Raw genomic sequence first — 11,795 nt, 5'->3', positions numbered from 1 at the left:
CATGTTTTTAGCTCTTTATTAATTAATGTGTTAACAGAAAAAAGTAATTAATGTTTCAAGTGAATACCATTAATGGATTTGTCATAAGTATGTGTTCCATTCCAGGTTAATTTCATGGGCAGCTTGTAATCCATATACAAATCATAGAGACGTTGAACACCCTTTTTGAGCAAGACAGGTTGATAACTGATGAATCTGTAAGCACCATGAGGGCTTATTTCGCTTTTTTTCGGTTAAATATTTATCCCGCGCATAAGAAGCAACACGCCAGCGCATGCCTGATTTACTTTCGTTGTAGAGCCACTTCCGCTCTGCCAGAAAATGATTTATCTGCTGACTATTAACGCCATTAAGCATTTTGCTAAATTGGGTAGGGGTCCCCATACCTTCTTTGAAGAGATTTTTAAGACAATCCACTTCCGTTGATAGGGTTTTATTTTCCAGTAATAACTTTTCATTCTCTTCCTCGGCACGAATGACCATGATAGCAAGTTCTTTTTTTTTGTTGGTAGTAATGTTTGAGGTTGTAAAATTCGTCTTTCGCATTCAATAAAATACTGTCTTGCCTGTTTCCCTTTTTCGTTACGTTCAACCATTGATAGCTCTTTCGACATATCGAGGGAAATGTGGTATTCCTTTGCTGGACGGCCGCCGAAGGGGTTTCCCGCAGAATTATGGAAAACTATATAGTCAATATTTTCAACAAATTTATAATCAGAAATTCGTTTTTTCATCCATGTAGAAAAGTCTTGTTTACTCTCCAGAAACGCATGTAAATCACGGGCATTAACCGTTTGGATTAATTCACCGTTAATGTTTTTTGTTTCAATATTAATTAAATCTTTCATGTAAGAATTCCTCACTACTAAAAACGATGATAAGTTTTGATCTATGCTTGTATTAAATAAGAGAAGTTGTTAGCTTAATCGTATCTCATAGGATTTACTTCTTCGGTTGTAGGTTCAAATCCTGCACAATCCGCCAATCTCACGATTTATCTTCAGGAGTCTGCGATTTTCTTTTTTGAGGTAGGTATTTTCTGCTGTTAAATAGTGAATTATTGTTTTAAGTGTTCTTGTTTTCCTGTCGTCGTCATTCCGTATATCAATACTGCTGAGATAGTGTGAATCACAAAATTTATGACTCCCGTTAGTGACACCAACCAGGTTACCAATATTGGGGTACTTTGCTGTTACAATGTGTGGATTGTCGAGTTTCATCCTTTTATTCCTTTAGTTAGAAAAAATTAGGGGTTATTCTGTGAGCAATGACGCATTAAGCGTGTTGCTTAATAGTGAAGTAAGGGTGTTTCGGTGATTGAAGTAAATTTTAGGCTGTTCTGAGATGAAAATTCCAAAGACCGGCGCTAAGGAGTAAGAAGGTATCATCGATAAAGGGTTTACGATTCCGTAAAATTTGGGTCATACAACAGAGGCGCTTGATACCCACGATAGCGTGTTCAACCGTAATACAGATGCCAGAGATTATTTGATTTTCTTGTTTTTGTTCAGGCGATAAAGCTCTTTTTCGAGTTCCTTTTTTTTTGGGATTTGTGTATTAGGATGCTGTTTATCTATACCTTGAAAACCGGTATCTGCCCAGATGGTTACCTCAGAGGGAATATGACGAATTATATCGACTTTATCGAGTAAGCGTTTATTGTGACGGCGACCATTTTTGCTCATGGGGATAAATCCAATTCGCCTTGTTTCGTCAGTCATAATAAGCCCTTTTCGAGTGGTCTGTCTTTTCTTTCCCGAATACATTTTTTTACGACGCCGCAGATTCTTAGGCTTTTGGACAGGCCGCTCTGTCCCATCAACAAAGACATCTCTAACGCCAGGAAAGGCGCGAAAAAATTCCTTAGCAGAGCGAATTTGACGAGCGGGCAAAACACATTCTCGCCCCAAGGTCATCTCTAAAACCGGCAATAATATTTTTACCCAGCGACATGCCTGTGTTCTATCTAAACCAAAAAGAAGTCCTTGCAAATCATAGGTCGGATAACATTTTAAATACAATAAAATAAAAAGCAGTTTATCTAATGGGGTTGGGATAAATCCTTTCTGCCCGGCACCCATCTGCCTCTCGTGATCTTTTCGATGCTTTTTCCGATAAATCAAATAACAAACTGAAAATTCAGCGGCTAAATTTTTCAATTCTTCGACTGATAGCTAAGCGATATTATTTTGATAACAGCAATCTATGCTTCTTTTGCATAAATTATGGTATCGGCTGTAATCATTTTTAAGTCGGTTAGCTATAACATAACTTGTGATCAAAATTAAGTCGTTTATTTATAATAGTATTGAACAGGCAATTATAAATACTGGACATCAGATAGAATTTTTGCCTGTCTACTCACCCGATTTAAATCCGATAGAACATAAATGGTCTCAAGCGAAACGTAAAAAGATGGAAATAGCATGCAATATCGATGATCTATTTTAAAATTATATGATGCAATCAAAAATAAGTCGCCTAGCTATAATCCAATAATTGCTTTACATAAACGATTATCTCGTAACAACCGCTATTTGTTGATCATTTTAAACCCTTATTTTCTAAGTTAAACCTCTTTTTATTGTCTATAGCGTGACAAAAAAAAGCAATGCTCTATTCAGGCCGCTATTCAATCAGGCCTATCACCGACTCAGGCAGTACGCGAAGTGAGTAAACGCATCGATATGCTTGCAACGCTAATGACGCCGTCCAAGCAGATAGAAGGGAGCTGAAAAATACAATTGATAGAGGCACAAGCCATTAGAGAAGCGGTTATTTCGGGTAATTGGTCAGCAAGTCATAACGGTACCTGCACACTAACGGATTTGGGACTGATACATAATAGCAATGGACTAGTATGGCTTAACTCGGGAGTTTCCGTTCATGAGGCAGATAGCGATACAGGATTCACCGGAGGATATAAGAAATCTTATGAATATCAAGTATCGTTATGCCAAGCTAAACTATTGGAAAATAAGGTTTTTTAACGTGGTGTGCACTCACATAAAGTTGATGATTACTGCCTTTTGATACTTAACCACTCTGATTCATGGGTTGAATATTGGCATCGTAAAAATGGAAAAGCGTTAAGAACTTTTGCAGTGCAGATATTAACGAATGAAAGGCAAGACGCTTTTGATAATTGGATTATCTATCGACACCCTAAACAACATGATAAATATACCGTTATTAATATTGAACCCAATAAGGCATTGGTCAAAGAGTATATTTGTCATGGCTGGTTATGTGAATCAACCTATGAACTTTCTTTGTTGGTAAAAAGTAATAATGAGTTTGGTCGATTAATGGCGCGGCTTGGTTATATTAAAGTGCGCACACGTGAAATCACAGGTCATAAAGAAACATTCTGGATATATCGGGGTGCAGAGAAGGAAATTAAAGAATCGAAAGCAAGAAAAACGTTATGTCCATCTAATACATTGATAAATAAAGATAGTAACCCATTTGTTCAGTATACAAATCAACCAATGAAAGAGTTTAAACACATCCTCGTCGATGGTAAATACCGTTATGTTTATGAAGAGCATATCCACTTTCTAACGAAAAAGCGTCAGCAGATATCAGGTAAACAGGTAACCGGTTATACCGCTAAAGGCGTTGAGATGAGAGAGGTTAAGTTATGAATGAAAATCGATAACATCACCATTACCGTTCCTTTCCCACCTTCTGTCAATCACTACTGGTATCACGCCAAAAATAAACATTTCATCACCGCAAAAGGCAGATTATACCGACAGTTGGCCGTCGCTGAAATTCTTCATCAAAAACTCTGCAAACGATTATCGCAACGTTTAGGAATTGAGATAGTGGTGTATCCGCCTGACCGCCGCAAGCGAGATTTAGATAACCTGATGAAAGTGCCGATTGATACCCTGGTCATGGTGGTTTAATAATTGATGATGCGCAGATAGATGTGTTGCATGTCGATCGGAAAGAAATCGTTAAGGGCGGAAAACTGATTATCACCATTTGGCAAATTGTATAGCTGGAGTAACCATGCGCAGAGATATTCAACAAGTGTTAGCACGATGGGGAACCTGGGCCCGTGATAACAACACCGGGATAGACTGGTCGCCGATAGCGGCAGGTTTTAAGGGCTTGCTCCCCTTACGCCCATCCCTGCGCCCTTCGTGCTCAGATGATGATGGGCTAATTATCGATAATTGCGTGTTGCAATTGCAAAAAGTGCGACAGCCGGAAGAACTAAATCTGATTATTGCGTATTATGTCAAAGGCTATTCGAAGCGGGCCATCGTTCGCCGCCGTCGCGTGGATGAGCGGCTGATACGGGCAAAATTACAGATTGCAGAAGGGTTTATTGATGGTTGTTTATCCCTGCTGGCTGTGCGATTAGACATGGACCCAGAGGTTAAAATTTATTCGGCACAAAAAAGTGAAAAAAATAGAAAAAAATATTAGTGCGGTCCGCAAAAAGTTTGTTAATGTGGTATGGCTTGATAATGATCACAAGGTTTACTATATGAAAATCCAGTGATAACCGTATTTTTGTTTTTTCTGTTATTAAAATAAAGTCACCAAGCTATTATATAAAATAATTACATAGGTTAATAAAATGATAAAGAAATCTAAAATCATCAGGGCAATTTTTATTGTATTGTCCTTATTTACAGTGCCAAGTTATGTTTTTGCTGACACATTCAGAGAATGTTTGTCGTGGAAACGGTGAATTTATTGAAAATGTACGGATAACTTCCGTTATGATAATGGGAGCCAAGAATAATAGAAAACTCTACATCGCAACAAATAATGATAGAGATTGGATTGCAACCAAAAGCTACGATTCAGGTAATCATCCCTCTGATAGAGTTTTAATAGATGTGGTAGTCAAAGCAAATATTTTAAATAATTACGTCGACTTATGCATTACCGGAAACGGTCATGAACTGTACGGAATTAATCTAAAAATATAACTAAAACACTTCATTTTAAACACGTACTGATAGATAAAATAAATTTAATATCAATGAGTTATTTTTATTAACTATAATCCTTTTTAATGCTAGGCCTACAGGCGTGAGTTTTTAACAATCGGCCCGTCAGGGGCGCAGTCGTCACAAATTCTGATTTATTCAACAAAGCCTATCCTACACAAAAATGCTTTAGCCTATCACGAAATAACTTTTTCTAATACCGCTACACTTTTGCCAGTCCATGTTTTCCTCTGGAGAACTGGCTAGCGGTTGCCATAAAGTGTTGAACTTTTTTCAGCAACACAAGTAGCTAAACCTGGAACAAAGTTATACGTAGACACTAACACTAAAAATTAGTCATTAACCAACAAATAGAGGCATACCATGCTTAACATAAAATTCATACCCAAAAAAGCGCTAGTGCTTACTTTAGGCGGATGTATGCTATTTCCAAATGTTTCTCTAACTATTAATAATACTGCACCATATGTAGGTATTTCTTATTCTTATTAAGAATTCATTCCTCTCATATTAATATCAATTTTAACATTTTTATGAAGCAAAAATTATAAAAACCAATAAATTTTCAAAAATGATGTCATTTTTTATAATAACAATAATGCTTTTTTCTAACTTATTATGCGCAAGAGAAATAGATTTTAATTAACGAACTGCTCAAGAATATGCATCATCTACAAAACGTTTGAGAGAATTAGTCAGTCATGCTGCCACCAATATCCCCTCTGTACGTTTTATGAACCAAGCAACCCCTCAAAGTGTCACTATAGTAAAGTACTCAAATCCCTCAGGCGAGGCTGTAAAACTTGTTATCCGAGATGCTGATTTATACGTAGTTGGATTTATATCAGGAGGTAATTTTTTTTAGATTTAATGACCCAGAGTTTTCTGAAATAACTGTTCCTGGGAGTACAACTGTAAACATTCCTGGCCATATAACTTCTAGTTATTCTGGCCATCGCAATTTATTCTAATTTTCAAGCATTAGAAGCCTAGAAACTGTTGATATTGATCAAAATATATTAAATTGTTCTATTCGAAATTTGTACAATTATGGTTCAGGTTCAACAATGATTGGACAAGTAGCAGATGCAATGCTTCGTCTAATTGTTTTCACTTCGGAAGCAACTAGATTTTCCTCAATATCTGCTGTTCTAAATTCTGGAACGACATTTCGGCTAGGGGCAAGATGGAGCATTTAGAATAAATGGTCATGGCCGCGGCGGTTGGGCGCCTATTAGCGAGTTTGCCAATAATATTGAAAATGATCCTGGTCGTCTAGCAGATTATTTTGATTATATATCCTCGTCAAGGATTAATAGCATGACTTTATTTGGAGTATTGGTAGTAGCTCAATATTGCAATTCTGGCCCTCTTAGCCCTCGTACTTTAGGTGCTTTCATATGCCCACCTGATACTGAAAGTGAAAATGTTCTTATAAAGAATACGTATTGGCCAAAATATATCCTGGTTAATATTTTTTGATTAATTTTAGATTAGGGACAGTAGTTATGTGATAAACATGCTAGAATTAGTACGTTTAATGTGTAAGTGTTGCCCGAAATTTACCCGCACTTTACTTCGTATGGATTAAGTAATTTAATTGAACTTATCATAAGAGTTTAATACCCGATCCTTATGCTTAAGGGCGCCTAAAATAGAATTATTGCAACGTTATTTTTAATGATACCATTAAAACTTGATACTTGAATTAAACAAATTAAAATAGGCTAATCATTTATGAAAAAATACAATTTATTCAGTTTGCTAGTAGCACCTTTCTTATTACTCTCCAGTTATGCATCGTATGCTGCAGATTCATATGAAGTAAAAGGATATGTAGCGGATGTTTATTATAGAGTAACGGCTGAATCAGATAAAACCATATGTTATGTTGCGATAGATACCAAAGACAATAATTATTACAATAAAAGGTTTCACGCTAGTAAAAGTATAGATGTATGTTCATTTGCAGAGCGTGCTAAAATTTTGAATGAAAAAGTTTTGATGCAAGCTGATGTTGATACAACCGCAGGTAGTAGTAATGATATTACGTCAATGCATTTTGCAGATACAGGCTCGAAATGGTGGAGGCAATAACATTCCCACATTTTATTAATGTAAATACCTTAACAGTTAATCCGTATGACTGAATTCTGCAAATCACTGCTGGATATTCTTAGACATCAGGGAACTTGCGCGTCGCTAGCTTTCATAATGGCTTGGCTGCGTGCTTGATATCACCGAAAAGGAATCTATCGTTCGCTTCTTGATGACACTAATGTGTGCTATGCTTGGCTGAGTGGCTCATGAACTGCTACTTTTCCTGGGATTGAAAACGGATTATTCCTGGCTAGCTAGCGTGGTTATCGGTTATCTTGGCACGGACCAGATTGGTCGTTGTTTTAAGAAAAAAATCGAGAAGCTATGAAGGTATTGTGATGCATATCAGTGAAAGAGGCCTTACTCTAATTAAATATTATGAAGGGCTTCGGCTGAAAGCGTATCAATGCCGTGCAGGGAGATGGACCATCGGTTACGGCCACACGCATAACATCAACATGGGTGACGTTATCACACAAGAACAAGCGGAGGCCTTTCTGCGGAAAGACATTACGCAAGTTACGGCCCTGCTTAACACTCAGATAAAGGTTCCTCTGACCAAAAATCAGTATGACGAATTATGTTTGCTGGTCTTTAATATCGGTGGAACAGCCGTTACAACATCGACGTTGCTCAAAAAACTTAAGGGCGGAGATTACTTGGGTGTGCCGCATCCGAATTTATGAAATGGCGTAAAGCTAGGGTGAATGGCAAAAAACATTGCTGCCAGGATTGATTAAACGTCGCGAAGCGGAAAAAAACTTGTTTGAATTAGGATAAAATGAACACGGATGGCCTTGGAGATTATTCCTTTCCTAGTTAACGCCTTTTACCATTTAGGATGTCTTATAGGCAAAAAGGCGGGTGATATGGCCGGTGCTTGTGATGAGCTACGGTGCTGGAAATATAATTAAGGCAACAATATCAAAAGGACTGGTTAATCGCCGAGCAGTAGAGCGTGAGCTTTGTCTGACGCCATCATAACCATTTAATTAAATTTAATTCGCCTCGGCACCGTCCGGGGCTTTTTTTTTCGCCTGCGCTTCACACGCGCGTATTTTCAACACAGCGCCTTTCAGGATGAGCCTTGATGAACCGGCTGTTGTCGGTGACTTCTGTGGGCTGGATCCCTGTGTGACAAGGTTCATCACTAAAAGGAAAACATCGATGAAATACCCAACAGTGATACTTAATGGCGTTAACGTTCGCATAGAGAGTGGCTGGCAGCTACAATCTCAACGATTTGCATAAATCAGCTATTGAAGGCGGCAAGGCGACAGAATCACAACGACCAGGAGAATTTCTCAAAAGTCGTCAAATTACCCGATTTGTTCAAGAACTAGCCAGGGCGACAATTATCGCACCGGAGAGATTTAGCGAATAAAAAAACAGACACCCTTAAAGTCAAGACGCGGTAAGAAAGCTCACAAATACGCCAAGCCCAGCGGTAGCCGACCATAGATCCTGTTTGAAAATGACTCTCAGAGGAATGCTAGTATAGCTGGTGAGCTTCTATGGGCTGTCATTTCTGGGCGCTGAGGGTCATTTCCAAAAGGAATACACCATGCAATTAGTGGAAATAAAGAAATTCAACTTAGTAACAACGTCTTGCGCTGTTGCACAAGGCATCAATAAGGATTACAAACCCGTAATTCAGCTAGTTCGCAAGTACAAGTCAGACTTGGAAGAATTCGGAAGGGTAGAATTTGAAATGAGACCCTTTGAAACGGATGGCGGGATACAGAAGCAAGAGATGGCGTTGCTTAACGAGCAACAAACTACTCTCTTAATTACCTACATGCACAATAATGATTATGTTCGTGCTTTTAAGAAGCGTCTAGTTGCTGAATTCTTTCGTATGCGTTCAGTACTGGCAAGCAAGAAAATGGATCGTAATACGGCCCGTCTCGAATATAAACCAATGACCGACGCTATCAAGCATGAGCGTGAAGCGCAGGGCAAGACGATTGCGCCGTATCATTTCAACAATGAAGCTGAGTTAATTAACCGTATCGTACTCGATATGACAGCGGCCAAATTCCGCATCTGTCACGATATCGCCAAGAAAGCGTCCATCCGCGACTATCTGACACCAGAGCAAATCCACTGCATTACTGAATTGTAACGTGCCAACACGGTATTCATTGGTATGGGATGGGACTTTGAACTGCGTAAAGCCACGCTGATGGCAATATTCAACAAAAACCATCGCCAATCGTTGATTGAAGCGCAACGCAAACTGGCAGCATGATACGCTGGAAACTCCTCGTATTCGCTGCGGTTCTCACCTTAATTACCGCACTTTCCATCGTAATGAGGTTTCAGTATGTGGAGAACGTCCGCCTAAAATTGGCCAATCAGTCGATGAGCGCCGAGCGTGATGCTGCACGAGCACAGTTTACCCACTATGCGCAGGCGATTGATATTTTTAATACCATCGCGGGAGCCACGCAGGATGCCCACCAACAGGCCATACAGGCATCTTAGCCTCAAAAAATTAAGATACAGGAAGCGATTAAACCTGAACGCTGTGCGCATCTGCCTATGCCTACTGCCGCTGTTAACCGGTGCGTGCGCACGCCGATAAAATATCTTCCCGTGCGGTCAGCGCCGATTCCGGCCACCCTACTCGATGATTGCCCTCTGCCGGTTATTGCTGAGCAGATGACCTGGGGCGATAGCCTGATACTCAATGTGCAATTGCTACTGGCGTTGGAGATGTATAACCAGGATAAAGCGGCGATAAGGCAAATTGAAAAGCAGCGAGAATAACTGCTACTGAGTCATTGAAAATAGGAAAAAGGATAGTTAAAAATGAAAAGGGCAAGCGGCGTTACGCCTGTTTCAGTCAATCTGGTGAATATTTATGGTGAGCAAGAAGAAAATAGGGCGGCCGAGTATAAGTTAGCCGTGAGTCTTGAAAAAGCCAACGCCTATTTAATGGGCTAATACAAAACCGTAGGGGATGTTGTGCCCAGTGTGGCAGGTTTAGCCTGTTATTTAGGGATAAGCCGGTCTACCGCACAGGAATATGCCAAGGAAAATAGCGCTTTTTCGGGCACGTTAGCGGCCATCAAAACGGTTCAAGAAAATAGCTTGATAAATAAATGGCTTACAGGAGAATTTAATGCTACGATAGCCAAACTGATGTTATCTAAGTTACGCAGAAAAACAAGAAACCGCGCTTACAGGTAAAGATAGCGGTGCGATTGAGATAGATAGCAAGCTGACCATTGAATTTGTAGGCATGCCTAAACGTGAAGGTACAAATTAGCGAAAAGTTCGCTCCCATGTTCAAACCGAAACGCATCAAAGTTTACTTTGGCGGTCGGGGTGGTATGAAAACGGTTTCGTTTGCTAAAATAGCCTTAATCACGGTCGCAATGTATAAGCGCCGGTTTTTATGTTTGCGGGAATTTATGAATTCGATTGAAGATTCTGTCCATGCGGTATTACAGGCCGAAGTAGCCACGTTGGGATTACAAGCCCGATTTCGGCTGCGCAATAGTTACATTGAATGAAGACATTAATAATTCTATTTTCAAATATGGCCAGTTAGCGCGTAACATTGCTTCTATCAAATCCAAACATGATTTTAATGTTGCCTGGGTGGAAGAAGCGGAAACCCCGTTTCCGAGAAAAGTCTGGATACGCTCATTCCCACGATTCGCAAGCCCGGCTCTGAGCTGTGGTTTTCCTTTAATCCTGCCGAAGAAGACGGTGCCGTTTATCAGCGATTCGTCAAGCCATATAAAGTGATAATCGATACGCAAGGTTACTATGAAGACGATGAGGTGTATGTTGGCAAAGTGAGCTACCTGGATAATCCTTGGTTACCGGCAGAACTTAAAAATGATGCGCAGAAGATAAAACAGGAAAACTATAAAAAATGGCGGCATGTTTATGGTGGCGAATGTGATGCGAATTACGATGATGCATTAATTCAGCCTGAGTGGGTGGACGCGGCGATTGATGCACACATCAAGTTAGGGTTTACGTCAAGAGGGATACGTGTTGTCACTTTCGACCCGGCTGATTCTGGTCAGGACGAGAAAGCCTTATCCAAACGCTGCTTATTGAAGATTGCGTGAGCTGGTCAGTGGTCAGAAGGTGATGTGGCAGACGCTACCCTAAAGGCGTTCGATGCCGCCTTTGATTATCGGGCGGATGATTTTATTTATGATAATATTGGGTTAGGGGTAGGCACCGTAAAAACCCATCTAAGACATAGCAATGATGGTAATAAGATGGTGGTGACGGGCTTTGGCGCTGGGTATTCGCCCGATTATCCTCATGAAATCTATGTGCTAGGCAAGGGTGAATACCTTCCCTCTTCAAATAAAGATGATAGAACCCACCGTGATACCTTTAGAAACAAGCTCGCTCAATATTGGGTGTATTTAGCCGACCGATTTTATAAAAAACGTGGCACGCGGTTGAAAAGGGAGAATATCTCGATCCGGATGCGTTGATAAAAGTCTGTCTTCGAAAATAGCGAAACTGTCACAATTGAAATCAGAGCTCATCAAACAAAAACGAAAACGCACACCAGGTAACAGATTAATCCAATTGATTAGTAAAGATAAGATGCGAGCGAAAGGGTTCAAATCACCCAATATGGCGGATACGCTGATGATGTCATTTGCCAATCCTCTCTACATAAAAGAAGACACGGAGTTCAGTACTGGCAAGCAAGAAAATGGATCGTAATACGGCCCG

19 protein-coding genes and 7 pseudogenes are annotated in these 11,795 nt (G+C 39.8%); 21 read left to right on the top strand and 5 right to left on the bottom strand.

What is annotated here, in order from left to right; translation table 11 throughout:
• Positions 1-141 precede the first annotated feature (141 nt).
• From ARADI_RS16750 to ARADI_RS16730, 5 genes and pseudogenes are all read right to left on the bottom strand, one after another.
• Positions 142-483 (bottom strand): hypothetical protein, encoded by a 342-nt coding sequence (locus ARADI_RS16750; protein WP_238149568.1) that lies wholly within the window; start codon positions 481-483, stop codon positions 142-144.
• 110 nt (positions 484-593) lie between these two features.
• Positions 594-848: pseudogene (locus ARADI_RS20210) on the bottom strand (antA/AntB antirepressor family protein); the annotation flags it as partial.
• A gap of 114 nt (positions 849-962) precedes the next feature.
• Positions 963-1,220 (bottom strand): hypothetical protein, encoded by a 258-nt coding sequence (locus tag ARADI_RS16740; RefSeq protein ID WP_119712777.1) that lies wholly within the window; start codon positions 1,218-1,220, stop codon positions 963-965.
• Between the two features lie 109 nt (positions 1,221-1,329).
• The gene (locus ARADI_RS21465) at positions 1,330-1,485 is read right to left on the bottom strand and encodes a hypothetical protein (RefSeq protein WP_369407069.1); all 156 of its coding nucleotides are present in this window, start codon (positions 1,483-1,485) and stop codon (positions 1,330-1,332) included.
• Positions 1,485-2,159 (bottom strand): transposase family protein, encoded by a 675-nt coding sequence (locus ARADI_RS16730; protein ID WP_119712775.1) that lies wholly within the window; start codon positions 2,157-2,159, stop codon positions 1,485-1,487. The genes ARADI_RS21465 and ARADI_RS16730 overlap by 1 nt, the downstream gene beginning before the upstream one ends.
• A gap of 115 nt (positions 2,160-2,274) precedes the next feature.
• Here ARADI_RS16730 and ARADI_RS16725 point away from each other — a divergent pair, with 115 nt between their 5' ends.
• The 21 genes and pseudogenes from ARADI_RS16725 to ARADI_RS20200 all read left to right on the top strand — a co-directional run bounded on the left by ARADI_RS16725 (position 2,275) and on the right by ARADI_RS20200 (position 11,786).
• A complete protein-coding gene (locus tag ARADI_RS16725) occupies positions 2,275-2,451 on the top strand; it encodes a transposase (protein WP_119712774.1) in 177 nt (58 codons plus the stop codon).
• Positions 2,452-2,744: 293 nt separating this feature from the next.
• Positions 2,745-2,990, top strand: a complete 246-nt coding sequence (locus tag ARADI_RS16720) for a hypothetical protein (protein ID WP_119712773.1) — start codon at positions 2,745-2,747, stop codon at positions 2,988-2,990.
• 6 nt (positions 2,991-2,996) lie between these two features.
• On the top strand, positions 2,997-3,647 hold the full coding sequence (locus ARADI_RS16715; protein ID WP_119712772.1) for a hypothetical protein: 651 nt from the start codon (positions 2,997-2,999) through the stop codon (positions 3,645-3,647).
• Complete coding sequence (locus tag ARADI_RS16710) at positions 3,648-3,914, top strand: RusA family crossover junction endodeoxyribonuclease (protein WP_119712771.1); 267 nt, start codon at positions 3,648-3,650, stop codon at positions 3,912-3,914.
• A 106-nt stretch (positions 3,915-4,020) separates the two neighbouring features.
• Entirely contained in the window at positions 4,021-4,443 is a 423-nt protein-coding gene (locus ARADI_RS16705) for an antiterminator Q family protein (RefSeq protein ID WP_182853357.1), read from the top strand.
• Between the two features lie 227 nt (positions 4,444-4,670).
• Positions 4,671-4,955 (top strand): hypothetical protein, encoded by a 285-nt coding sequence (locus tag ARADI_RS16700; protein WP_147392451.1) that lies wholly within the window; start codon positions 4,671-4,673, stop codon positions 4,953-4,955.
• Between the two features lie 682 nt (positions 4,956-5,637).
• A pseudogene (locus ARADI_RS21460) lies at positions 5,638-5,841 on the top strand (ribosome-inactivating family protein); the annotation flags it as partial.
• A 115-nt stretch (positions 5,842-5,956) separates the two neighbouring features.
• Positions 5,957-6,175 (top strand): ribosome-inactivating family protein, encoded by a 219-nt coding sequence (locus ARADI_RS21455; protein ID WP_119712768.1) that lies wholly within the window; start codon positions 5,957-5,959, stop codon positions 6,173-6,175.
• 538 nt (positions 6,176-6,713) lie between these two features.
• Complete coding sequence (locus ARADI_RS16685; RefSeq protein WP_119712767.1) at positions 6,714-7,073, top strand: hypothetical protein; 360 nt, start codon at positions 6,714-6,716, stop codon at positions 7,071-7,073.
• Positions 7,074-7,275: 202 nt separating this feature from the next.
• Complete coding sequence (locus ARADI_RS21450; RefSeq protein ID WP_369407067.1) at positions 7,276-7,404, top strand: phage holin family protein; 129 nt, start codon at positions 7,276-7,278, stop codon at positions 7,402-7,404.
• Positions 7,405-7,414: 10 nt separating this feature from the next.
• Positions 7,415-7,762: a lysozyme gene (locus tag ARADI_RS16675; protein ID WP_369407066.1), complete on the top strand. Its 348-nt coding sequence runs from the start codon at positions 7,415-7,417 to the stop codon at positions 7,760-7,762.
• 174 nt (positions 7,763-7,936) lie between these two features.
• Positions 7,937-8,060: pseudogene (locus tag ARADI_RS21990) on the top strand (glycoside hydrolase family protein); the annotation flags it as partial.
• A 183-nt stretch (positions 8,061-8,243) separates the two neighbouring features.
• Positions 8,244-8,418, top strand: a pseudogene (locus ARADI_RS16665) (KilA-N domain-containing protein); the annotation flags it as partial.
• A 222-nt stretch (positions 8,419-8,640) separates the two neighbouring features.
• A pseudogene (locus ARADI_RS16660) lies at positions 8,641-9,327 on the top strand (Rha family transcriptional regulator).
• A gap of 77 nt (positions 9,328-9,404) precedes the next feature.
• The gene (locus ARADI_RS21445) at positions 9,405-9,563 is read left to right on the top strand and encodes a hypothetical protein (RefSeq protein WP_182853356.1); all 159 of its coding nucleotides are present in this window, start codon (positions 9,405-9,407) and stop codon (positions 9,561-9,563) included.
• 57 nt (positions 9,564-9,620) lie between these two features.
• On the top strand, positions 9,621-9,848 hold the full coding sequence (gene lysC, locus ARADI_RS19195) for an Rz1-like lysis system protein LysC (RefSeq protein ID WP_369407065.1): 228 nt from the start codon (positions 9,621-9,623) through the stop codon (positions 9,846-9,848).
• A 94-nt stretch (positions 9,849-9,942) separates the two neighbouring features.
• A pseudogene (locus ARADI_RS16645) lies at positions 9,943-10,350 on the top strand (terminase small subunit).
• A 16-nt stretch (positions 10,351-10,366) separates the two neighbouring features.
• A pseudogene (locus tag ARADI_RS21440) lies at positions 10,367-10,835 on the top strand (phage terminase large subunit).
• A complete protein-coding gene (locus tag ARADI_RS19180; RefSeq protein ID WP_369407068.1) occupies positions 10,721-11,167 on the top strand; it encodes a phage terminase large subunit in 447 nt (148 codons plus the stop codon). Before ARADI_RS21440 ends, ARADI_RS19180 begins: the two are co-directional and overlap by 115 nt.
• A gap of 24 nt (positions 11,168-11,191) precedes the next feature.
• Entirely contained in the window at positions 11,192-11,548 is a 357-nt protein-coding gene (locus ARADI_RS20205) for a terminase large subunit (protein ID WP_255420774.1), read from the top strand.
• A 37-nt stretch (positions 11,549-11,585) separates the two neighbouring features.
• On the top strand, positions 11,586-11,786 hold the full coding sequence (locus ARADI_RS20200) for a terminase large subunit (RefSeq protein WP_255420773.1): 201 nt from the start codon (positions 11,586-11,588) through the stop codon (positions 11,784-11,786).
• Positions 11,787-11,795: the final 9 nt, after the last annotated feature.

The sequence above is a fragment of the Arsenophonus endosymbiont of Aleurodicus floccissimus genome, assembly GCF_900343025.1.
In the GTDB taxonomy this organism is placed as follows: domain Bacteria; phylum Pseudomonadota; class Gammaproteobacteria; order Enterobacterales; family Enterobacteriaceae; genus Arsenophonus.
The sequence above is the reverse complement of the archived record's forward strand: the minus strand, read 5'-3'. Positions and strand labels throughout refer to the sequence as shown.

Bases quoted from the DNA above. Each gene is read 5' to 3' on its own strand.
- ARADI_RS16750 (WP_238149568.1), bottom strand. From the start codon at position 483: ATGGTCATTCGTGCCGAGGAAGAGAATGAAAAGTTATTACTGGAAAAT.
- ARADI_RS16740 (WP_119712777.1), bottom strand. From the start codon at position 1,220: ATGAAACTCGACAATCCACACATTGTAACAGCAAAGTACCCCAATATT.
- ARADI_RS16710 (WP_119712771.1), top strand. From the start codon at position 3,648: ATGAAAATCGATAACATCACCATTACCGTTCCTTTCCCACCTTCTGTC.
- ARADI_RS16705 (WP_182853357.1), top strand. From the start codon at position 4,021: ATGCGCAGAGATATTCAACAAGTGTTAGCACGATGGGGAACCTGGGCC.
- ARADI_RS16685 (WP_119712767.1), top strand. From the start codon at position 6,714: ATGAAAAAATACAATTTATTCAGTTTGCTAGTAGCACCTTTCTTATTA.
- ARADI_RS16675 (WP_369407066.1), top strand. From the start codon at position 7,415: ATGCATATCAGTGAAAGAGGCCTTACTCTAATTAAATATTATGAAGGG.
- lysC (WP_369407065.1), top strand. From the start codon at position 9,621: ATGCCTACTGCCGCTGTTAACCGGTGCGTGCGCACGCCGATAAAATAT.